Source organism: Kitasatospora sp. NPDC057223 (genome assembly GCF_042669755.1).
In the GTDB taxonomy this organism is placed as follows: Bacteria; Actinomycetota; Actinomycetes; order Streptomycetales; family Streptomycetaceae; genus Kitasatospora.
The window spans coordinates 16,560-39,268 of sequence record NZ_JBHUWW010000082.1; the positions used below are offsets into that span (position 1 = coordinate 16,560).

17 protein-coding genes are annotated in these 22,709 nt (G+C 71.2%); 12 read left to right on the forward strand and 5 right to left on the reverse strand.

The window, feature by feature from the left end:
• The first annotated feature begins 671 nt into the window (after window positions 1-671).
• Together ACFUK0_RS25660 and ACFUK0_RS25665 are read left to right on the forward strand one after the other, a co-directional pair.
• On the forward strand, window positions 672-3,275 hold the full coding sequence (locus ACFUK0_RS25660; RefSeq protein ID WP_380254112.1) for a lectin: 2,604 nt from the start codon (window positions 672-674) through the stop codon (window positions 3,273-3,275).
• A gap of 97 nt (window positions 3,276-3,372) precedes the next feature.
• The gene (locus ACFUK0_RS25665) at window positions 3,373-4,833 is read left to right on the forward strand and encodes a glycoside hydrolase family 76 protein (protein ID WP_380254114.1); all 1,461 of its coding nucleotides are present in this window, start codon (window positions 3,373-3,375) and stop codon (window positions 4,831-4,833) included.
• 725 nt (window positions 4,834-5,558) lie between these two features.
• Here the strand turns inward: ACFUK0_RS25665 and ACFUK0_RS25670 are convergent.
• The 4 genes from ACFUK0_RS25670 to ACFUK0_RS25685 all read right to left on the reverse strand — a co-directional run bounded on the left by ACFUK0_RS25670 (window position 5,559) and on the right by ACFUK0_RS25685 (window position 12,143).
• Complete coding sequence (locus ACFUK0_RS25670) at window positions 5,559-7,730, reverse strand: ricin-type beta-trefoil lectin domain protein (protein ID WP_380254116.1); 2,172 nt, start codon at window positions 7,728-7,730, stop codon at window positions 5,559-5,561.
• Window positions 7,731-8,749: 1,019 nt separating this feature from the next.
• Complete coding sequence (locus tag ACFUK0_RS25675) at window positions 8,750-9,760, reverse strand: TIGR03842 family LLM class F420-dependent oxidoreductase (RefSeq protein WP_380254118.1); 1,011 nt, start codon at window positions 9,758-9,760, stop codon at window positions 8,750-8,752.
• 125 nt (window positions 9,761-9,885) lie between these two features.
• Window positions 9,886-11,289 carry a dihydropyrimidinase gene (hydA, locus tag ACFUK0_RS25680; protein ID WP_380254120.1) on the reverse strand — a complete coding sequence of 468 codons (1,404 nt, stop codon included), beginning with the start codon at window positions 11,287-11,289 and terminating at the stop codon, window positions 9,886-9,888.
• 11 nt (window positions 11,290-11,300) lie between these two features.
• Window positions 11,301-12,143, reverse strand: a complete 843-nt coding sequence (locus ACFUK0_RS25685) for a nitrilase-related carbon-nitrogen hydrolase (protein WP_380254122.1) — start codon at window positions 12,141-12,143, stop codon at window positions 11,301-11,303.
• 329 nt (window positions 12,144-12,472) lie between these two features.
• On the opposite strand from ACFUK0_RS25685, the gene ACFUK0_RS25690 reads away from it, so the two are divergent.
• The 9 genes from ACFUK0_RS25690 (at window position 12,473) to ACFUK0_RS25730 (ending at window position 19,340) form a co-directional block, all read left to right on the forward strand.
• Entirely contained in the window at window positions 12,473-13,669 is a 1,197-nt protein-coding gene (locus tag ACFUK0_RS25690) for a hypothetical protein (protein ID WP_380254124.1), read from the forward strand.
• Window positions 13,670-13,846: 177 nt separating this feature from the next.
• The gene (locus ACFUK0_RS25695) at window positions 13,847-13,924 is read left to right on the forward strand and encodes a putative leader peptide (RefSeq protein WP_380254142.1); all 78 of its coding nucleotides are present in this window, start codon (window positions 13,847-13,849) and stop codon (window positions 13,922-13,924) included.
• Window positions 13,925-14,101: 177 nt separating this feature from the next.
• On the forward strand, window positions 14,102-14,590 hold the full coding sequence (locus ACFUK0_RS25700; RefSeq protein ID WP_380254126.1) for a cysteine dioxygenase: 489 nt from the start codon (window positions 14,102-14,104) through the stop codon (window positions 14,588-14,590).
• Window positions 14,584-14,970 (forward strand): rhodanese-like domain-containing protein, encoded by a 387-nt coding sequence (locus tag ACFUK0_RS25705; protein WP_380254128.1) that lies wholly within the window; start codon window positions 14,584-14,586, stop codon window positions 14,968-14,970. The genes ACFUK0_RS25700 and ACFUK0_RS25705 overlap by 7 nt, the downstream gene beginning before the upstream one ends.
• A gap of 197 nt (window positions 14,971-15,167) precedes the next feature.
• Entirely contained in the window at window positions 15,168-16,262 is a 1,095-nt protein-coding gene (locus tag ACFUK0_RS25710) for an ABC transporter ATP-binding protein (protein WP_380254130.1), read from the forward strand.
• Entirely contained in the window at window positions 16,252-16,929 is a 678-nt protein-coding gene (locus ACFUK0_RS25715; RefSeq protein ID WP_380254132.1) for an ABC transporter permease, read from the forward strand. Before ACFUK0_RS25710 ends, ACFUK0_RS25715 begins: the two co-directional genes overlap by 11 nt.
• Window positions 16,926-17,603, forward strand: a complete 678-nt coding sequence (locus ACFUK0_RS25720; RefSeq protein WP_380254134.1) for an ABC transporter permease — start codon at window positions 16,926-16,928, stop codon at window positions 17,601-17,603. The genes ACFUK0_RS25715 and ACFUK0_RS25720 overlap by 4 nt, the downstream gene beginning before the upstream one ends.
• Window positions 17,604-17,700: 97 nt before the next feature.
• The gene (locus ACFUK0_RS25725; protein ID WP_380254136.1) at window positions 17,701-18,657 is read left to right on the forward strand and encodes an ABC transporter substrate-binding protein; all 957 of its coding nucleotides are present in this window, start codon (window positions 17,701-17,703) and stop codon (window positions 18,655-18,657) included.
• A gap of 107 nt (window positions 18,658-18,764) precedes the next feature.
• Entirely contained in the window at window positions 18,765-19,340 is a 576-nt protein-coding gene (locus ACFUK0_RS25730; RefSeq protein WP_380254138.1) for a hypothetical protein, read from the forward strand.
• 75 nt (window positions 19,341-19,415) lie between these two features.
• Here the strand turns inward: ACFUK0_RS25730 and ACFUK0_RS25735 are convergent, their stop codons facing one another.
• On the reverse strand, window positions 19,416-20,207 hold the full coding sequence (locus tag ACFUK0_RS25735) for an alpha/beta hydrolase fold domain-containing protein (protein WP_380254144.1): 792 nt from the start codon (window positions 20,205-20,207) through the stop codon (window positions 19,416-19,418).
• Window positions 20,208-20,593: 386 nt separating this feature from the next.
• On the opposite strand from ACFUK0_RS25735, the gene ACFUK0_RS25740 reads away from it, so the two are divergent.
• On the forward strand, window positions 20,594-22,654 hold the full coding sequence (locus ACFUK0_RS25740; RefSeq protein WP_380254140.1) for a glycosyl hydrolase family 18 protein: 2,061 nt from the start codon (window positions 20,594-20,596) through the stop codon (window positions 22,652-22,654).
• The last annotated feature ends 55 nt before the right edge of the window (window positions 22,655-22,709 follow it).

A 22,709-nucleotide genomic window follows, 5' to 3' on the forward strand; every position in this document is an offset into this window, starting at 1 on the left:
CCACAACAAGAAGGCACAGGAACCACCCCATGCGGATCTCGCCTGCACGGAGCGGGAGTTGGCCGCCCCGTCGACTCCCGGGCCACCTGACCGGACAGCACGGTCTCTGACAACGTTGTCAGACGCCGGAGCGGCACGCGGGCAGCAAGCACGAGAACTCCCCCGCCACCGCATCCCGTGCGGTGAGGCGCACCGCGAGAGGAGAGCGCTCTCCGAAATTAGCCAGCGATCACGGTCACGTCAATCATCCGGACGGGGGAGCGCTTTCTGCACGCTAGCCAGCAACCATGGCCGCGTCAATGGTCTGGACAAGTGACCGGACTGCTCCGACTACGGCTCCGCGCGGTCGCATCCCCCAGGGCCCGGTGCGGGCGTACCGGCATCCTCCGCCCGGCCCCACCGCCTCCGGCAGCCCGTCCGATCCTGGCTGACCTGCGGTCATGAGCCCTCCGGCCGGCGCTCTGCGGGCGCCGGTCCGACGCACGGCACCGAAGGGGTCGCCCCCACGCACACGTCCTCACGTCCAAACATCTTCCCTCCGAGGCCTGTTGGGTGTTGTTCGCTATTTCGGTCCAACGTGTTGACAGGGCTTCCGGAACTGCCCTTTGCTGTGCGGGACTCACCCCCCACCGGCGCCGCAACAGCCGCGCCGTCCGCATCGGGAGCCGCATATGAAGCGATGGCGTATCCCCCTGGCGAGCTGCCTCCTCCTTCTCGGACTCGCCGCCCCCACCGCCGCCGCCGCGCCGGCCGTGGTGTCCGATCCCGCCTCCCTGGTCAATCCGCTGCTGGGCACGTCCAACGGCGGCAACACCTTCCCCGGCGCCGACACCCCGTTCGGCATGGTGTCCTGGAGCCCCGACACATCGTCCCGTCCGCCCGGCGGTGACTACGCTTACTCTGACAACGTTGTCAGTGGGTTCAGTCTCAACCACATCTCCGGACCGGGCTGCGGGGCGATGGGTGACATTCCCGTCCTGCCGACGCTCGGGAGCGTCGACGGCGGCGCCACCCAGACATTCAGCCACAGCAACGAGTCGGCGAGCGCGGGCTCGTACTCGGTGACCCTGGGCAACGGCGTGAAGACCGAACTGACCGCCACGGCCCGCTCCGGCATGGCGCGCTTCACCTTCCCCGCCAGTACCCAGGCCAACCTGCTGTTCAAGCTGAACGCGGACAAGGCCACCAACCTGCACTTCAACAGGATCAGCAGCACCGAGATCAGCGGCTCGGTCGACGCCGGCCTGTTCTGCGCCTCGGCCCCCTCCTACACCGCCTACTTCGACATGGTCTTCGACCAGCCGATGACCGGAAGCGGAACCTTCAACGGCGGCGACTCGGTCACCTTCAACACCACCGGCAACCAGGTGGTGCAGGCCAAGGTCGGCCTGTCCTACGTCTCGATCGCCGGCGCCACCGCCAACCGCGCTGCAGAGAACAGTGGTTGGGACTTCAACGGAACCCGCACCGCCGCGCACAACGCGTGGAACTCCGTACTCGGCCGCATTGCCGTAACCGGTGGCACGTCGGACCAGCAGAAGGTCTTCTACACCTCGCTCTACCACTCGCTGCTGCACCCGAACCTGCTCAGCGACTCCGACGGCCGCTACTGGGGCTTCGACCGGCAGGTGCACACCGTCTCGGGCGGCCAGAAGGCCCAGTACGGCACGTACTCCGGCTGGGACATCTACCGCACCCAGGCACAGCTGGAAGCACTGGTCGCACCTCAGCAGGCCAGTGACAGCGCGCAGTCGCTGGTCAACGACTACGCCCAGGCCGGCTTCTTCCCCAAGTGGTCGCTGAACTCGGCCGAGACGCAGGTGATGAACGGCGACCCGGGCCCGGCCATCGTCGCGGACTACTACGCCTTCGGCGCCCGGGACTTCGACACCGCCGCGGCCAAGGCCGACATGGTCAAGCAGGGCACCACGTCCAATCCGATCCGGATGGGCCTGGATCTGCAGACCAAGTACGGCTACCTGCCCTCCGACGGGTCCTACCCCAGGGACTTCTACGGTTCGGCCGCCACCCTGCTGGAATACAGTGCGCAGGACTTCGCCACCTCCGCGTTCGCCAAGTCGCTCGGTGACACCACGACGTCCTCGCAGTTCGCCAACCGGGCGCAGGACTGGAAGAACATCTTCAACCCCGGTAGCGGCTTCATCCAGCCCAAGCTGGCGAACGGCTCCTGGAAGGGCGGCTTCAACCCGAGCAGCAGTGACCAGTTCGTGGAGGGCACGTCCTGGCAGTACACCGGCGCGGTGCCGCACAACATCCGCGGCCTGGCCGACGCCATGGGCGGCAACAGCAAGTACGTGGCCTACCTCGACAGCGTGCTCTCGGACTTCCACGGGTCCGGCGGCTCGCACGCCGACCTGGGCAACGAGCCCTCCATCGAGCTGCCCTGGGAGTACGACTACGTCGGGCAGCCCTGGAAGACCCAGAAGCTGGTCCGCCAGGTCCAGGACCAGCTGTGGCCGAACAGCGCGGCCGACTGGGGTGTCGGGAACGACGACCTGGGCACGATGAGCGCCTGGTACGTCTGGTCGGCCATGGGCTTCTACCCCGAGACCCCCGGCACCGCCGACCTCGCCCTGGGGAGCCCGCTGTTCACCTCCGTGGACGTGACCCTCGGCGGCGGCGGCCACATCGTCGTCAACGCTCCGGCCGCCGCCGACAACGCCCCCTACGTCCAGAGCGCCACGCTCAACGGCGCCACCTGGAACAACGCCTACCTGCCCGCGTCCTTCGCCACCGGCGGCGGCACCCTCAACCTGGCCCTCGGCACCAGCGCCAACACCGGCTGGGCCACCGCTGCATCGGCCGCCCCGCCGTCCTACAACGGCGACGGGGGCGGTAGGCCGCCGGGCCCGGCCGTGGGCTCCACCGGTCCCGTCACGTCCGACAACGGGGGCAAGTGCCTGGACGACAACACGGGTTCGACCACCAACGGCAACAAGATCCAGATCTGGACGTGCAACAACTCCGTCGCCCAGCAGGTCACCGTGGGCACCGACAGCACGCTCCGGATACTGGGCAAGTGCGTGGAGGTCACCGGAAACGGCGGCACCGCAGGCGGCACCCTCGTCGAACTGTGGGACTGCAACGGCGGCAACAACCAGAAGTGGACCTACAGCTCCGGCACCAAGGCTCTGGTCAACCCGCAGTCGGGCCGCTGCCTCGACATCCCGGGCGCCAGCACCACCGACGGCACCCAGCTGGAGATCTGGGACTGCAACGGCGGCAACAACCAGCGCTGGAACCTCACCTCCTGACGCTGCGCCTCCCCGCCTCGGTGCGGAGGCCTCCCCGAATCGGGAGGCCTCCGCACCGACTGGCAACACCTCCCCCCCACGAGAGGCGGAACCAACGATGAACACATCCACGCCCAGGAGATGGGCAGCACGGGCGGTGGTCGCCCTGCTCGGCCTGTTACTGCTGGTCCCGAACACCGTCGGTGCGCAGGGCGCGTCGTCCCCGGCGGCCAACAGCGTCGCGGTCCTGATGAAGTCCTACGACGCGAACAACGGCCGGATCGACTCCAACGGCTGGTGGACCGCCGCGGTGTCGCTGAGCACGGTGATGACGTACGAACAGACCACCGGCGACCGGAGTTACGACTACGCGATCTCCGGCGCGTTCGCCAAGAACGGCAACTTCACCAACGAGTACATCGACGACACCGGCTGGTGGGCCCTGGTGTGGCTCCAGGCCTACGACATCACCGGCAACGCCAACTACCTGAACATGGCCAGGACCACCACCGACTACATGCACAGCTACTGGGACAGCGCGTGCGGAGGCGGCGTCTACTGGAGCACCGCCAAGCAGTACAAGGCCTCCATCGCCAACGAACTCTTCCTCGCCGCCACGGCCGGACTGCACAACCGCATCGCCGGCGACACCGCCTACGGCGGCTGGGCCACCGCCGAGTGGAACTGGTTCAGGAACTCGGGCCTCATCAAGGGCAACCTGGTCCAGGACGGGCTCAACGTGCCCAACTGCACCTTCAGCACGGCGAACTACTCCTACAACCAGGGCGTGATCCTCCAGGGGCTCGCCGAGCAGTCCCGCGCCACCGGCGACATCTCGCTGCTGACCACGGCGAAGACCATCGCCACCGCGGCCGTCGCGCGCTTCAACCACAACGGCGTGCTCTACGACGGCTGCGAGCCCAACTGCAGCGGCGACGGTTCGGCGTTCAAGGGCATCTTCGCCCGCTACCTCCGGGCCCTGGCCACCGCCACCAGGAGCACCGAGTACGACTCGTTCCTCACCACCACGGCCAACTCGATCGTGGCCAACGACACCAACGGTTCCGGGCAGCAGGGCAACTCGTTCGTCGGGCCGTTCGCCCTGTGGACCCCCACCACCCAGGCAAGCGCCGCCGAGGCCCTGGTCGCCGCACTCGGCGGGTCCGGCAGCACGCCGCCCCCGCCCGGCACCACCGGCGTCCTGCGCGGGCAGGAGTCCTCGCGGTGCGTGGACGTCCCCAATGCCACCCAAACCAACGGCACGCAGGTCGCGCTGTGGGACTGCAACGGCGGCGGCAACCAGTCCTGGACGTCGGACGCGTCCGGACGCCTGACCGTCTACGGCGGCGGGAAGTGCCTGGACGTCCGCTCGGCCGGAACCGCCGACGGCACCCCGGTACAGATCTACGACTGCAACGGCACCGGTGCCCAGCAGTGGAGCCTGCGCGCGGACGGCACCGTCGTCAACACCGGCTCCGGGAAGTGCCTGGACGCCACCGGTCACGGCACTGCCAACAACACCCTCCTGGAGATCTGGACCTGCAACAGCGGCACCAACCAGAAATGGAGCAGGACGTAAGGCATCTCCGAGTCTCTCCACCCGGCGCTGCCGCCGGTGGACGCCCTCCGGTGGACGCTACCCCGCCCGCCGGAGGGCCACCCTGCTCCGACCCACCGGTGGCACGGACTGCCGGGGCGAACACGCCGATCCGGCAGTAACCGGTACGACTGCGGGCCCGTGTCTCAACTACTCTCTGGTGACCGGGTGTCGGCGGGAGACTGAGGCATGATTGCACGTTCGTCCGCTCGGGTTTCGATGGTGGATCCGAAGGCGAAGTCCCACCGGTTTCCCCATCTCGATGAGCGGCACCGCCGGATCCACCTGGTCGCCGAGGCTGCCGGCCTTGTGAGATGACCGTTGCCGAGGCCGCGCGGCGGGCGAAGGGTGTCCGCGTAGTCGGCAGGAACCTGGAAGGCCGGTTCCTGGAGTCCGGCCGGGCCGGACTTGCGTGCGAGAAGCGGGCCCCAGCAGCCGGGAGCGGCAACTCGCAGCTCAGATGGACGATGTGACGCAGGCGCCCGGCAGGACCGCGGTCGAGCTGCGGGTGTGGAAGAGGTCTGCGAAGGGCCGGCCGGAGCACCCGGTGCCGTACGGACCCGCCGCAGCCGGTCCGGGTGCCGTCGAACCGGCCCGAACCGAGCAACGACATGTTCCTGTGGCCGGACGTCCCACAGGCGTGTCGGAGGACAACCACCGGGACTCCGCTGAACGGCTGCCGGGCCGCACCCCCGGCAGCCGGCAGGTCAGGGCAGATTCCACCGTTGGTTGCTGCCACCGTTGCAGGTGTAGATCGTCAGCTGCGTGCCGTTGGCGGTGGACGACGCCGGGTCGTCCAGGCATTTGCCCGAGCCCGGATTGAGCAGGGCGCCGCCGGCCTGGGCCTGCCACACCTGGGCCGACGACCCGTTGCAGGTGTACAGCTCCACCTTGGTGCCGTCCGCGGTCCCGGCCCCGGTCACGTCCATGCACTTGCCCAACACCCGCAAGGTGCCGCCGGTGCCCAGGGTCCACTGCTGGGCCGTCGTGCTGTTGCAGCCCCACAGCTGGATCGCGGTGCCGTCGGCCGTGCTGCCGGTGTTGTCGTCCACGCACAGGGCGGACGAGACACCGGCCACGATCGGGCCGGTCCTGGTGGCGGGGGCCGCGGCTCCGGTCCACTGCTGGTTCGCCCCGCCGGTGCAGGTGTAGAGCTCAAGACCGGAGCCGTTGGGGTTGTTGCTGCCCGTCACGTCGAGGCACAGCCCGGACTGCACGCCGGTGATGGTGCCGTCGGCGTTCCGGTTCCACTTCTGGTTGGCGCCGCCGTTGCAGTCGTAGATGTCGACCGGCGTGCCGGCGGCGGTCCGGTTGTCGTAGGCGTCGAGACACTTGCCCTCGACCGTGAGGGTCTTGGCCGAGCTGTCGTACACCACGTTCTGGTTCGGCCAGCCGTTGCAGTCCCACACCGCCACCTGGACGCCGTTGTAGGTGCTGCCCAGCGGGAGGTCGGCGCAGCGCCCCGACGCCTTGCTGACCAGCGGCGCCCCGATCGTGCCGTGTCCGACGGCCGGGGTGACCCGTAGGACCCTGGAGCCGTGACTCGGCAGCGACGCGCTGAAGGAGCCGGTGAACGCGCCGAGTTCGGTGTGGCTCCACAGGTCGCGCACGGCTGCGCCGCCGGTGAGGCCGAGGTCGGACCAGGCGGCGGTGACGTCGGCTGTCGAGCCGCTGAGGTTGAACAGGCCGACGGTGTAGCTGCCGTCGCCGTCGTACGCCCACCAGGTCTGCTGCTGCGCGCCCTGCACAACGGGGTGGGCCGGCCTGCCCGCGCGGTCCACGCCCAGGATCTCGTCGTTGGTCAGCAGGGCCAGGTCGCCGGAGTCCATCTTCGTCAGGTCGGTGCCGAGGATCAGCGGAGCCGAGGAGATCGCCCAAAGGCTCAGCTGGGTCTTCCGCTCGTCGTCGGTGAGCCCGACGCCGGACCCGTTGCCCAGTTCGACGGAGTCTGGGTCGGCCCAGCCGCCGGGCCCGGCGTACTGCACCCAGGCCGGCAGGTCGTTGAACCTGACCGCGACCTTGCCCCAGTTGGTCAGGGTGCTGCAGTAGCACTCGACGTCGTCGTCCACCCGCCAGCCGTTGGAGAGGTTCTTCCAGGTCGCGCCGTTCTTGACGTCCAGCGAGTTGGACAGCTGGAAGTGGACGGTGCGGCCGGACTGGCTGAGCGCCTGCGACCAGTGCTGGACGTCGGGGATGTTGCCGCCGGCACCGCCCACCCCGTCGATCTTGAGGTAGTCGACCCCGTAGGAGGCCAGCAGGTTGGCCCACGAGTTGAGGAACGCCTGCGCCGCCGCGGGGTTCTTGGCGTAGTCGATGTAATACATCGCGCCCTCGTGGAAGTTGTAGTTCGGCTCGTAGCGGGTGGTGTCGGAGACGATGTCGCGGGCGTGGGCGGACGTCCCCTCGATGGGCGTGTTCTGGTTGTACGCCGCCACCGGGATGCCCGGCGTCACGTACATGCCGAATTTCTCGCCCTTGCCGTGGATGTAGTCGCCGACGGTCTTCATCCCGTGCGGGAAGTGTGCCGGGTCGATCGCCCAACGCCCGTAGGAGTCCACGTTGGAGCCGGGGTTGAGGTAGTAGAAGTCGTCGATGTTGACATAGGTGTAGCCGTGCGCGACCAGACCGCTCGAGGCCATCGCGGCGGCCTGCGCCTCGATGTTCGCCTCCGTCGGGTTGTACCGCACCGCGCTCCAACTGCTCCACCCTGCCTGCGGGGTGAGGGCGGCGCCGTTGGCCTCGGCGTGGGCGGCGGGCGCGATCGCTCCCGCGCCCGCCAGGAACGAGGCCAGCAGTGCGGCCGTGCCGAGCAGCCCGCCCCACGCCCTGCGCCGACGTCCGGGCATGCCGCGTGGGGGCGGCGTTGTCGTAGGGGTCATGTCTCCTCCTGTCGAGGGATGGTTCCTTCCGTTCCGGGCCGAGGCCTGTCTGACAACGTTGTCTCAGCTGCCCGCGACGAGCGTACGGAGATCCGGACCGATGGGGGGTGAACGTCGACAGCAAAAGGGAGTTCACCAACATCTGTCAACAGAATCGACCAGATTCACGCACATCTTCCCGCCGGAATCCCTGCCGGTGACTCGACCGGCGTCCCCCCGCCGGCCTCCCCGACGCGGCCGTGGCGGGTGCGGATCAGAGCCCCGCATGGAGCTCACAACACGATCTTGTTGATGGCCGCAGATCAGTCGCCGCCCGTTCGCAACGGACTCTGGCGGCCGACTGGACCGTACGTCCGAGGAACGTCCGGGGACGACGCCGACCGATCCCCCGCACGAGCACGTGACGCTCCGCCACCGGGCTTTCGTGATGGTCCACCGCTTCGTCCGACCGGTTGTTCCGGCTCGTCAGGGCGGTTGGAGGACAGCGTGGTTGAGTCGCCGGTGAGCATCGGGGGTGGGCTGCCCCGGGCGTCGCAGCCGGCCCGCACTCATGAGTCTCCATGGTTCGACACCACCGGTGTGCTCCGGCAGTGGAAGACACCCCACGGTTTCGACAGGGAGTGAGCCGTACGGTCGAGGGACCCGGGCGAACGCGCCCTCATCGCCGTTCGCGGGCCGCCGTCGCCGTCGCCTGGCCGTCCTCCTCACGGCGCAGGCCTGCTCGCAAGCCGTACCGGTCCGCCGGCCTGCCTCAGCCGGACTGGACGGAACGGCTGGACGGTCCGTCCAGAGGCCGTCGATGACACTGCGCTGGGCGTCCAGGCCCTGGTGGGCTGCGCCGAGGGTGACGAACAGGGGGGCGAACAGGGGGCGAAGATGTCCTGGACCGGCGTGCCGGGGGCGCCCAGGAGCTTGCGGACGCCGTCGGCCGGGGCCCGGCCGGCCGCGCGGGTGAGCTCTCCGCCGCCCGGCCTGCCGACCGTTGCCCCGGTCACGGACACCGCCGTTCCGGGGTCGGGTCAGAGGTGGGGGATGACGTCGCTGCCGTACGCGTCGATGGTCTGCTCGACGGCGTCGTGCATGGCGTAGACCGCGAACTGGTCGACGCCCAGGGCCCGCAACCGCTCCAGCTTCTCCAACTGGGCGGCAGGGGTGCCGATCAGGCAGAAGCGGTCGACGATCTCGTCGGGGACGAACGCGGTGTCGGGGTTCCCGGCACGGCCGTGGTGGCTGTAGTCGTAGCCGTGCCGGTCCTTGATGTAGGCCGTGAGCGCCTCGGGGACGAGGGAGGAGTGTTCGCCGTAGTGGGTGACCAGGTCGGCCACGTGGTTGCCGACCATGCCGCCGAACCAGCGGCACTGCTCGCGCGCGTGGGCGAGCGCCTCGGGCGAGTCGTCGGCGGTCACGTAGGCGGGGGCGGCGACGCAGATGGTGACGGCGGCGGGGTCGCGGCCGGCCTCGGCGGCAGCCGTCCGGACTGCCTTGATCATGTACTCGGTGAGGTACGGGTCGGCGAGCTGCAGGATGAACCCGTCGGCCTGCCGGCCGGTGAGGGCGAGCGCCTTCGGGCCGTACGCGCCCATCCAGACCGGCAGCGCGCCGTCGGTGACCCAGGGCAGGTGCATCTCGGTGCCGTCCACCTCGATGCTGCGGCCCTCGGCGAGCTCCCTGATGGCGTGGATGGCCTCGGAGAGCCGGGCGAGGGTGGCGGGTTTGCGGCCGGCCACCCGCATCGCGGAGTCGCCGCGGCCGATGCCGCAGACCGTCCGGTTGCCGTACATGTCGTTGAGGGTGGCGAACAGGGAGGCGGTGACCTCCCAGGTCCGGGTGGAGGGGTTGGTGACCATCGGGCCGACGTGCAGGCGCTCGGTGGCGGCGAGGATCCGGCTGTAGATCACGAACGGCTCCTGCCACAGGACGCAGGAGTCGAAGGTCCAGCCGTGGCTGAACCCGGCCTGCTCGGCACGGACCATCCGGTCGATCAGCAGGCGGGCGGGCGGGTCGGTCTGCAGGACGAGGCCGATGTCCATGGGGGTCCACCAATCCGGGGGTGCGACGGTGCTGAGGGTGCTGGGGATGCTGGGCGCTGGATGCCGGGTACGCCGTGGGGCCGCCCGGGGCCGGCCCACCGGCCCCGGGCGGTCGTGGCGGCCGGTCAGGTGAGGTACTGGCAGGTGTCGCGGCGCAGGAAGGCACCGTGCCCGGCCCGGCCCAGCCAGGTGCCGTCGTCGAGGATGACGGTGCCGCGCGACAGGACCGTCCGGGCCCTGCCGGTGAGCTGCCTGCCCTCGTACGCCGAGTAGTCCACGTTCATGTGGTGGGTGGCGGCGGAGACGGTCTGCACGGCGGCCGGGTCGTAGACGACGAGGTCGGCGTCGGCGCCCGGGGCGATGGTGCCCTTGCGCGGGTAGAGGCCGAACATCCGGGCCGGCGTGGCGCAGGCGATCTCGATCCAGCGGCGGCGGCTGATCCGGCCGTCCACCACCGCCTGGTGCAGCAGGTCCATCCGGTTCTCGACGCCCGGCAGGCCGTTCGGGATCTTCGAGAAGTCGCCCCGGCCGAGCTCCTTCTGCCCGGAGAAGCAGAACGGGCAGTGATCGGTGGAGACCACCTGGAGGTCGTTGGTGCGAAGGCCCCGCCACAGCGCCTCCTGGTGCTCGCGCGGGCGCAGCGGCGTGCTGCACACGTACTTGGCACCCTCGAAGTCCGGCTCGGCCAGGTTGTCGGTGGACAGGAACAGGTACTGCGGGCAGGTCTCGCCGAAGACGTTGTGGCCCTCGTCGCGGGCCCGGGCCAGCTCGGCGAGGGCGGAGGCGGCCGAGACGTGGACGACGTACAGCGGGCTGCCGGCCACCTGGGCGAGCTTGATCGCCCGGTGGGTGGCCTCCGCCTCCAGCAGCTCGCGGCGGACTTCACCGTGGTAGCGCGGGTCGGTCCTCCCGGCGGCCAGCGCCTGCTCGACCAGGACGTCGATGGCGATGCCGTTCTCGGCGTGCATCATGACCAGCCCGCCGTTGACGGCGCCGCGCTGCATGGCCCGCAGGATCCGGCCGTCGTCGCTGTAGAACACGCCGGGGTAGGCCATGAACAGCTTGAACGAGGTGGACTCGCCGGAGTCGACGAGCGCGTCCATCTCCTTCAGCACGGCCTCGTTGACGTCCGACACGATGGTGTGGAAGCCGTAGTCGATGGCGCAGTTGCCCTCGGCCTTGGCGTGCCAGGCGTCCAGGCCCTCGCGCAGCGAGCCGCCGACCGGCTGGACGGCGAAGTCGACGATGGTGGTGGTGCCGCCCCAGGCGGCGGCCCGGGTGCCGGTCTCGAAGGTGTCCGACGCGGCGGTGCCGCCGAACGGCAGCTCCATGTGGGTGTGGACGTCCACCCCGCCCGGGATCACGTAGTGCCCGGTGGCGTCGATCGCGGTGTCGGCGCTCCAGGCCTCGGCGGCCGAGCTGCCGGTGGCCGCCAGGGCGGCGACCCTGCCGTCCTCGATCAGGACGTCGGCGTGCAGTTCCTCGGCGGCGGTGACGACCAGGCCGCCCCGGATGACCGTACGGGTCATGCCGCTCCCCCTCAGGCCTCGGCCAGCGGACCGTACGCGTCGGGACGCCGGTCCCGGTAGAACGCCCACTGCTGGCGGACCTCCTCGATCAGGCCGAGGTCGAGATCGCGGACGATCAGCTCCTCCTCCTTGTCGGAGGCCGGCTCGCCGACGAACTGGCCGCGCGGGTCGACGAAGTACGACGTGCCGTAGAAGTCGTTGTCGCCGTACTCCTCGGTGCCGACCCGGTTGATCGCCGCCACGAAGTACTCGTTGGCGACGGCGGCGGCGGGCTGCTCCAACTGCCAGAGGTAGGCGGAGAGTCCGCGGCTGGTGGCGGAGGGGTTGTAGACGATCTGCGCACCCGCCAGGCCCAGGGCCCGCCAGCCCTCGGGGAAGTGCCGGTCGTAGCAGATGTACACCCCGACCTTGCCGACGGCGGTGTCGAAGACCGGCCAGCCGAGGTTGCCGGGCTTGAAGTAGAACTTCTCCCAGAAGCCCTTGACCTGCGGGATGTGGTGCTTGCGGTACTTGCCGAGGTAGCTGCCGTCGGCGTCGATCACGGCCGCGGTGTTGTAGTACACCCCGGGCTGCTCCTCCTCGTACACCGGCACCACGATGACGAGGTTCAGCTCCCGGGCGAGGGCCTGCATCCGCACCACGGTCGGCCCGTCGGGGACGGCCTCGGCCCAGCGGTAGTGCTCCGGCTCCTGGACCTGACAGAAGTACGGCGCGTTGAAGACCTCCTGGAACCCGATCACCTGCGCCCCCTGGGCGGCGGCCTCCCGGGCGTACCGCTCATGGAGGCTGATCATGGACTCCTGATCGCCGGTCCACTTCGTCTGGACGAGGGCCGCACGGACGATTCGAGACATCAGTACCTCCGCAACTCCGTGGCCCGTGGGGGCGGGCCTTCGGTTCGAGGGTCAACGGGGCGGATCTACGTGCGTAGACCGTAGGCCCGGCCTCAGTGGCCTGACAATACGTCGGACGTAACGCGGCGGGGACGGTCTTGTTAAGCGGACACGCAGGGACTCCCGTATCGGGTGAAACCGTCATCTACCCATCCGACGCACCCGGTACGCCTGCCCCCGGCCGCCACTCCCGCCCCACCCCCGGCCGGCGGACCGGACCGATCCGCCGAATGGCCCAACCCTGCCGTGGTAAGCACAGTCCTGTAGACCGGGCGACGGAGGAGGAACCGATGGACCACGAACTGGTGTCCACGCAGCTGGCCCAGGTGGCCTCGCGGGATTCCCGCGAGCTGGACCGGATCTGCGAGGCGGTGGCCGCCGCGCTGATCGACAGCGGGACGGAACCCCGGTTCGCCGTCAACAGCGCCGACTTCGCCGGCGACCCGTTCCTGATCTGCGCGGACCGCTACTGGCGGCGCCGGATGCTGGAGCATCCGACGGTCGGCGAGGCGGCAGCCTGCGCGCACTGGCTGGAGAGCCACGTGTCACAGGAGCACCAGCAGGCAGTGGGGCTGAAGTGGGCTCTCGGGTACGCGTTCATCACCCGCGACAACGTCGAGTCTGCGAGCGAACTCCGTTCAGCGGCAGAGCGGCTGCGCGCGGCGGAAGCCAGTCGCACGGTAGCCCGGTTCGCCGCCCGCTACCAGGCCGGAAAGCTGCAGACCAACTTCCAGTTCGACGCTCTGCGCCAGTTCCTGGAGACCTCCCCGCTCGTGCCGGCCGATCCGGGAGACGCCCTGATGGCCGCCTTCGGCGCGTTCGCGGCCTTCGGCAGCCGCAACATCACCGTCGAGTACGCGGTCGAACTGCTGGACCTGGCCTGGCACACACCACTGCGCACCCAGCAGGTGACGGACATCTGCCTCAATGCGCTGTGGGCGGCCCGGCCCTTCGACGGACAGGGCGAGCTGTTGCGCGGCCGTGCCGAGCAGGCGGTCGCCGACCACCCGGACGCGCACGTGTTCTACTTCCGGCTGGCCGCCGGCCTGCGGATGTGCGAACGCTTCGACGACGCGCTGGACGGCATCGACACCGCGCTGCGCCTGCTCCCGGCACACGGCAGCCGGGGCAGTCACGGATTGCTCCAGGAGCAGTACCTCCGAGAGCGCCACACCATCCTGGACGGACGCGCCCGAGCCGCCTGGACCGCCCGCCAACAGCACCTCTGGGACCAGCAGGACGCCGCGAACCGCGAACTCCGGCAGACCATGCAGTCCGCCACCGTGCGGGCCGTGGAGCTGGTCGCCGTCTTCACCGCAGCAATCGCGTTCGCCATCGGCTCGCTGCAGGTGGCGCTCAGCGGCACGCTGGGACTCGGCGACCGGGTCTGGCTGCTGGTCACGATGGGCGGCGGGATGCTCCTGTTCGCGCTACTGATCGTCTCGGGGACGTGGTACCTGACCCGGGAGGGCGGACGGCAGCGTTGATGCCGACAGCAGAGCCGGGCCCGGTCGCCGCCCTCCGGGCCGCGGCCGGGTAGCGCGGGTCGGGACGGGGCCCGGAGGCGGGTCCCGTGGCTGGGGTCGGTGACGGGGGGCGACACGGGCGGCCGGATCGCGGACCCGGCTTGACGTGCAGTCCTCCTGTCCGGAACTATCGGGCTCATGGAATCCGGCACCACTCTGGTCTGCCGCCTGCACGTCGATCTGCGACGCCAGGCGAGTTCCATGTGTGCCTGTTGACCTTGGCCTCCCAGCCGGTCCCCGCTCTGTGACGTCTCCCAGGGCTCGCGCCGCGCACGCCTGATTCAGCTCTCCCCGAGCACCTTCCGCAGCTCTCGTGCTGCACCGATCTCCTCCGTCCGGCCGTCCCGCAGAGCGGGTCGCGCCGCACTCCGCGCCTCCCCCGAGGATGACCGAATGAGCCTGGACCTCGCGCCCGAGCACGCCCGTGCGCCACTCTCCCCCGATGCGCTGCGCAAGATCGTCAGCCGGCTGGCGGACCAGCCCGGCGAGTGGATCCACAAGGTCCGGCTCGCGACGGACGAGCGCTGGTACGAAAGGCTGGAGTCCTCGGAGGACCACGAGGTCTGGCTGATCAGCTGGCTGCCCGGCCAGTCCACCGGCTTCCACGACCACGGCGGGTCGCGCGGCGCGTTCACGGTCGCGCTGGGCGAGCTGGAGGAGCTGTCCCTCGGCGGGGCGGAGCAGGGTCTGCTGATCCGGCGGCTCGCGGCCGGCACGATCCGGGCGTTCGGCCCGGAGTACGTGCACGATGTCCGCAACACGGCTGCCGGCCCGGCGGTCACCCTGCACGCCTACTCGCCGCCGCTGAGCGAGATGTCGCACTACGAACTGCGGGCCGGCGGCCTCGTCCGTACCTCTGTTGAAGGAGCCGACCAATGGTGACCACGATCGACGACCTGGTGGAGCGCTCGCGCGAGGGCGTGTACCGGCCGCGGGCCCGGGAGGCGTACGACGCGCAGCAGCAGGGCGCGCTGCTGGTGGACATCCGCCCGGCCGCGCAGCGCGCCGCCGAGGGGGAGATCCCGGGTTCGCTGATCATCGAGCGCAATGTGCTGGAGTGGCGGCTCGACCCGACCGGCAGCCACCGGATCCCGGAGGCCTCGGGGTACGACGTGGAGGTGGTGGTGGTCTGCTCGGAGGGTTACGCCTCCAGCCTGGCGGCGGCGTCGCTGCGGGAGCTGGGCCTGCACCGGGCCACCGATCTGGACGGCGGATTCGTCGGCTGGGCGGCGGCCGGCCTGCCGACCCGGACGGGCGGCTGACCTCGGCGGCGCCCTCGCCGTGCCCTTGCTGAGGACCGAACGGCGGCAAATCCAGGACAGGGGAAGATCGACATCGTAGCCTGATCGGGGTTTCCGCCGGTCCGAACCTGGGCAGCCCACGCGAGCGGGAAGTTGCTCGAACGTACGCCCGAACAGTTCTGCCGACCAGCGCCACGGCGCCACAGCGAGGAAGCTCAGTGATCAGATTCGACGGCGCCGCCAAGCGCCACCCCGACGGCACCATCGCCGTCGGGGGCCTCGACCTCGATGTCCCGACCGGCCGGATAACCGTGCTGGTCGGCCCGTCCGGCTGCGGCAAGACCACCCTGCTGCGCATGGTCAACCGGATGGTCGAGCCGACCTCGGGGCGGGTGCTGCTCGACGGCAGCGACGTGGCCGGGCTCGACGCGGCCAAGCTGCGCCGCGGCATCGGCTACGTGATCCAGCAGGCCGGGCTGTTCCCGCACCGGCGGGTGATCGACAACATCGCCACCGTGCCGTACCTGCTGGGCTGGGACCGCAAGCGGGCCCGCGCCCGGGCCGCCGAGCTGCTGGAGGTGGTCGGACTCGCTCCCGAGACCGCCCGGCGTTACCCGTTCCAGCTCTCCGGCGGCCAGCAGCAGCGGGTCGGCGTGGCCCGGGCACTCGCCGCCGACCCGCCGGTGCTGCTGATGGACGAGCCGTTCAGCGCCGTCGACCCGGTGGTCCGGGCCGGCCTCCAGGACGAACTGCTGCGCCTTCAGTCCGAGTTGAACAAGACCGTGCTGTTCGTGACGCACGACATCGAAGAGGCCGTGAAGCTCGGCGACCAGGTCGTGGTGCTCCGCGAACACGGGCAGATCGCCCAACTCGCCGACCCGCACACGCTGCTGACCGCACCGGCGGACGCGGGCGTGGCCGCCTTCCTCGGCCGCGACCGGGGCCTGCGCGGCCTCGCACTGCGTCCGGCCACCGCGGTGAGCACCCGGCCGGTCGAGGACGGACTGCGCCACGGCAGCTGGGAGTTGACGCTCGACGACTCCCGCCGCCCGATCGGCTGGATCGACCGCTCAGCGGGCTCCGCGCTTCTGCCCGCCGCCACCTACCGGCCCGTCACCGACACCCTGCGCTCCGCCCTGGACGCCGCGGTGCTCTCCCCCGCCGGCGTCGCCGTCGCGGTGGACGCCGAGGGCCGCGCCACCGGAACCGCCACCCGCGAGGCCGTCCTGGACGCCCTCGCGGCCACCGTGCCCGCCACCGTGCCCGCCGAGGTGCCCGCCGCGCTGAAGAGCGGGGTGCCCGGTGGACGGTGAACCCCTCGTCCGCTGGTACTGGATCGGCGACCACCTCGGCTACCTCGGCGGCCTGCTGGCCGACCACGCGGTGATCGCACTCGTCCCGGTGCTGATCGGCCTGCTGCTGGCACTGCCGCTCGGCCTGGCCTGCACCCGGTTCCCCCGGCTCTACCAGCCGCTCGCCGCCGTCTTCAACGTGGTGTACGCGCTGCCCTCGCTGGCCGTGTTCGTGGTGCTCATCCCGTACACCGGGCTGGCCACCCGGGCCACCGTGATGATCCCGCTGACCTTCTACGCCCTCGCCGTCCTGCTGCCGACCACGGTGGACGGGCTGCGCGCGGTGCCCGGTCCCGTCCAGCAGGCCGCCACCGCGATGGGGTACGGGCCGTGGCACCGGCTCGCGGCCGTCGACCTGCCGGCCGCGGTGCCGTACCTGGTCGCCGGGCTGCGGGTGGCCGCGGTCTCCAGCATCTCGCTGGCCAGCGTCGGCGCGCTGATCGGACGCGGCGGGCTCGGCTACCTGTTCATCGACGGCTTCCAGCGGACCTTCCCGACCCCGATCGTGGCCGGCATCGTGCTGATCGCCGCACTCGCCCTGGCCACCGACCTGGTGCTGCTGACGGCCCGCCGGGTACTCGCCCCCTGGGCCGTGCGCGAACAGGCCGTCAAGGCGGTGGGCGCGTGAACTGGCTCTCCTGGCTCGGCGACTTCTTCAGCTCGCCGGACCGGCGGAGCGGCCCGGACTCGATCGTCCACCGGGTCGCCGAGCACCTCGCGCTCTCCGGCGAGGCCTTGCTGTACTCCGTCCTGCTGGCCGTCCCGCTCGGGCTGCTGATCGGCTACACCGGGCGCGGCGTGGCGGTGGTGACGGCGCTGGCCGGCACCGCCCGCGCGCTGCCCACCCTCGGGCTGGTGACGCTGGCCGTGCTGCTGGCGAGCGTCGGCGACAGCGCCGTGCTGTACCCGCTGGTCGCGCTCGCCGCACCGCCGCTCCTGGTCGCCGCCGTCGAGGGCGTCCGGGGCACCGATCCGGACGCCCGGGACGCGGCGCGGGGGGTGGGCATGACCCACCGCCAGGTGCTCCTCGGGGTCTGTCTGCCCTCCGCCCTGCCGGCCCTGCTGGCGGGGATGCGCACCGCCACCGTCCAGGTGATCGCGACCGCCACGGTGGCCGCGTACGTGGGCCTCGGCGGGCTCGGACGGTACGTCATCGACGGCCTGGCGACCCGTGACTACGCGGTGACCGCGGGCGGCGCGGTACTCGTGGTGCTGCTCGCGGTCGGCGCCCAGCTGTTCTTCGCCCTGCTGGCCCGCTACGCGCTGCCGCCCGGCATACGGCCGCAGCGCCGACCCCGCTGACCCGGCCGGGGCGTCCGGGCCGTCCGGGCCGTCCGGGCCGTCCACCGATTTCCCGGCCGCCGGCCGGTTTCCACCTCCTCTCCGAAAGGTTGTCCCCATGTCGATAAACACCCGTGGCCGGGCGGTACGCCGCGCCGTCACCGCCGCCACTCTTGCCACCCTCGCGCTCGGCGCGGCCGCCTGCGGTTCCAGCGGCGGCGACCCGCTCGTTAAGTCGTCCTCCTCCCCGGCGGGCGGCCCCTCGGCGGCGGCCGGCGACAGCGCCGGCTCGACCGTGGTGGTCGGCTCGGCGAACTTCCCCGAGAACGTGCTGCTCGGCTCGATCTACTCGCAGGCCCTCAAGGCCAAGGGCGTCAAGGTCGAGGAGAAGTTCAACATCGGCAGCCGCGAGGTGCTGTACGGGCAGCTGCAGAACGGCAGCCTGACCGTCCTGCCCGAGTACAACGGCGCCCTGCTCGGCTACCTGGACGCCAAGGCGACGGCCGTCACCAAGGAGGACGTCAACGCGGCACTGGCGAAGACGCTGCCCGCCACGCTCGGCCTGCTCGACTCCGCGTCCGCCGAGGACAAGGACTCGCTGACGGTCAGCCAGGACGTCGCCACGCAGTACAACCTGAAGAGCATCAGCGACCTGGCCGCGAAGGCCGGCGAGTTCAGCATCGGCGGCCCGCCGGAGTTCAAGTCGCGCCGCGAGCAGCAGTTCAAGGACAGCTACGGGCTGTCCTTCAAGGAGTGGAAGCCGACCGGCGAGACCACCGCGAACGCGCTCAAGGACGGCTCGATCCAGGTCGGCAACGTGTTCACCACCGACCCGAAGATCGTCCAGCTGAAGCTCGTCTCGCTCGCCGACCCGAAGAACCTGTTCGGCGCGCAGAACGTCACCCCGCTGGTGAACAAGGCGGGCGTGGACGCGAAGGCGACGGCCGCCCTCAACGCCGTCTCGGCGAAGCTCGACACGGCCGGTCTGACCGACCTGATGAAGCGCGTCGCCATCGACAAGGAGGACCCGTCGGTGGTCGCCAAGGACTGGCTGAAGGCCAACAGCCTGAGCTGATCCCGGCTCGGCCCGCCGGTTTGCTCCCGGCGGGCCGAGGGGCCCACCCGCATCACAAGCTCGTCACGACCGGTGACCTGACGACGCGGACATGCCAGGGTGGTGCGATGCGTACCCGCCTCCTCGCCGCCACCCTCACGGCGACCGCCGCCCTCACCCTGGCGGCCTGCTCCGGCAGCAGCGGCACCACCGCAGCCGCCCCCGGCCCCTCGACCACGGCCACCGCCGCCCCGTCGGCCCCGGCTCCGTCCGCATCCGCATCCGCATCCGGTGCGGTGACGACCGCGCCCGAACCGTCCACGGCCACCCTCGTGCCCGGCCCGCCGACGCCGGAGGCAACCGATCCGGCGGCCTCCGACCCGGCTCCGCCACCGGCCTCCGCGAAGCCGTCCCCGCCGGCCGACGCCGGGCTGCCGCCCGCGCCCGGGGCCGCCGCCGTCGGCAAGCTCGTCGCCGCGCTGGACGCCATCGACCCGGACATCGTCGCCGGCGACCCCGCCAAAGCCGCCGAACGCGCCCGCGACCAGTGCCAGTCGGTGTACCAGTTCCCCAAGGACCGGTCCAGGCTGGTGGATCTGACGAACCAGCGCTTCACCTCCGCGAAGCACCCCTCGGGCTTCGGCGCCGAGCAGGCCGCCCGCATCCTGGACGCCGTCCGCGCCACCGTCTGCCCCGCCTCCTGACCGCAGGTCGCACGGCGGCCCCGCGCCGGCCCGCAGCAGTGCCGCGGGCCGGCCCGCCGCCGGCCCGCGTCCCGGTCAGCGGGCGGCCGGCTCGCGGGCGAGGAAGTCCACGGTGGTGGTGATCAGCGCCGGGATGTCCTCGCAGCCCGCGAAGCAGTGCCCGGCGCCCTCGACCGGGAGGTACGCCGACCGGGCCCCGGCCGCCAGCAGCAGGGCGTGCAGGCGCTCGCTGTGCAGGGCCGGGAGGGACTCGTCGGCCGTCCCGTGGAGCAGCAGGACCGGCGGCGCCGCCGCCGGCACGTGGCTGACGGGACTGGCCTGCGCGGCCGCCTCGGGCAGGGCGGACGGGGCGCCGCCGATCAGCCTCGCCCACGGGGTGTCGGCCCGCTCCCGGTCGAGCAGGGCAAGGTCGGCCAGCGGGTACCAGAGCGCGGCGGCCGCGACCCGGCCGTCGGTGAGCGCCGCGAGCGCGGCCGGCGTGCCGCCCGCCGACTCGCCCCAGACGCCGATCCGTTCCGGGTCCAGGCCCAGCCCCCCGGCGAAGGCCCGCAGATACGCCAGCGCGGCCAACACGTCGTCCAGTTGGGCCGGGAAGCGGGCCTCGCCGGAGAGCCGGTAGTCGACCGTGGCCACCGCGACCAGGGCCTCGAAGACCGAGCCCTGGTCCATGGTGTCCGGGAGGCACCTGCGGTCCCCGGAGTAGAAGCCCCCGCCGTGGATCCAGACGACCACCGGCACCGGACCGCCCTCGCGGGCCGGGACGTGCAGGTCGAGCAGCAGCGGCCGGTACCCGTCCGGCAGCGAGAAGCTGACGCCCCGGTGGAGCGCTCCTCCGTCGGGTGTGGCAAGCGGAGCGACAGGAGGCAGACAGGGGTCCGTGCCCGGGGAGCCCAGGGCGGCCTACCGGGCGGATCAGGACCCGCACCGCGGGCGGGACGACGGCAGAGCTTCGATGACGAACTGTTAGGACTCTTGACAGACGGGTGGTCTAGTCCAACTATTAGGCACTGTCCTTCCTTCCCGCCCGGCGCGGGCAGGGAGGAATCAGGACCGGATCACATCGTGGGGGTGTGACCACCGGCCGGCAGGGCCCGCCCTGCCGTTCCCCGACCGCCCCTACCCGCACGGCGACCGTGCGCCCTGCACCGCCGTCCGCCCCGGTCCCTATCCGGCCCGGGCGCCCGGCCGCGGCCTCGGCCCGGCCGGTCACTGTCACCAACTGTCAACGTCCTCACGTCTGTTGGAGAACAAACATGCGCCTACGCAGATCTGTCCAGGCGATCGTGGCCACCTGTGCCACCCTCGCCGCGTCCGCCGGCCTGATGGCCTTCGGCGCCACCTCGGCCGACGCCGCGACGCCGCTGCCGACCCGGATCTTCGCCCCGTACTTCGAGGCCTGGACGGGCGAGAGCCCGGCCGCGCTGGCCGCCCAGTCCGGTGCCAAGAACCTCACGATGGCGTTCCTGCAGACCGCCACCAAGGGCTCCTGCACCCCGCTCTGGAACGGTGACACCGCGATGCCGGTGTCCTCCGCCGTCTTCGGCGCCGACATCGCCACCATCCGTGCCAACGGCGGCGACGTGATCCCGTCGTTCGGCGGCTACACCGCGGACAACACCGGCACCGAACTCGCCGACAGCTGCACCGATGTCAACCAGATCGCCGCCGCCTTCGAGAAGGTCATCACGACCTACGAGGTCAGCCGGATCGACCTCGACATCGAGGACAACTCGCTGACCAACAGCGGCGGCATCGACCGCCGCAACAAGGCGATCAAGCTGGTCCAGGACTGGGCGGCGGCCAACGGCCGCTCCATCCAGTTCTCGTACACCCTGCCGACCACCACCAGCGGGCTGGCCGACAACGGGCTGGCCGTCCTGCGCAACGCGATCGCGAACAACGCGCGGATCGACGTCGTGAACCAGATGACGTTCGACTACTACGACAACGCGTCGCACAACATGGCGACCGACACCCAGACCGCCACCACCGGTCTGTACAACCAGCTCGCGCAGCTCTACCCGAGCCGGACCTCGGCGCAGCTCTGGGGTTCGATCGGCATCATCGAGATGCTCGGCATCGACGACTTCGGGCCGGCCGAGACGTTCACCGTCGCGAACGCCACCACGGTCTACAACTGGGCGCTCTCCAAGGGCGTCAACACGCTGTCCTTCTGGGCGCTCCAGCGTGACAACGGCGGCTGCGTCGGGACGGCCGGCTCCGACAGCTGCTCCGGGATCGCCCAGGGCACCTGGGACTTCAGCCACATCTTCGCGCCGTACACCAGCGGCACCACCACCCCGGTCAACGACTTCTCGGTGAGCGCCTCGCCCGCCGCCGGTTCGGTCCTCGCGGGCAGCTCCACCACCGCGAGCATCGCCACCGCCGTCACCTCCGGCTCCGCGCAGAGCCTGGCGCTGACCGTCACCGGCGCCCCGGCCGGCGTCACCGCCACGGTGAGCCCGGCCTCGGTCACCGCCGGCGGCGCCGCGACCCTGTCCGTCAGCACCACCGCGGCGACCGTGCCCGGCAGTTACCCGCTGACGGTGAAGGCGACCGGCGCGTCCGGCAGCCACACCGCCACGTACACCCTGACGGTCACCAGCACCACGCCGGCCAACGACTTCTCGCTGGCCGTCAGCCCGGCCGCCGCCTCGGTGACCGCCGGCTCCGCCACCACCGCGGCACTGTCCACGGCCGTCACCTCGGGCTCCGCGCAGAGCCTGGCGCTGACCGTCACCGGTGCCCCGGCCGGCGTCACCGCGACCATCAACCCCGGTACGGTGACCGCTGGTTCCGGTGCCACCCTGTCGGTCAGCACGACCGCGGCCACCGCGGCCGGCACCTACCCGCTGACCGTCAAGGCGACCGGCGCGTCCGGCAGCCACACCGCCACCTACACCCTGACCGTGACCGGCGGCAGCACGCCGACCGGCCTGGTCAACGGCGGCCTGGAGACCGGCAGCCTCGCCCCGTGGACCTGCCAGGCCGGCGGCGCCGTCGTGGCGACCCCCGCGCACAGCGGGACCCACGCGCTGCAGGCCGCCGCGACCGCCTCGCAGACCGGCCAGTGCGGCCAGAGCGTCACGCTGGCGCCCAACACCAGCTACACGCTGTCCGGTTGGGTGCAGGGCAACTACGCCTACATCGGCGTCAGCGGCGGTGCCACGGCCAGCACCTGGACCCCCGGGGGCACCAGCTGGACCAAGCTGACCGTTCCGTTCACCACCGGCGCCTCGGGCACCGTCACGGTCTACCTGCACGGCTGGTACGGCCAGGGCAACGTCTTCGGCGACGACTTCTCGATCGCCTGACGGACACCCGGTTCCAGAGCTCCACGAGCCGCCGGGGGCGGTGCGGGCCCGAGCG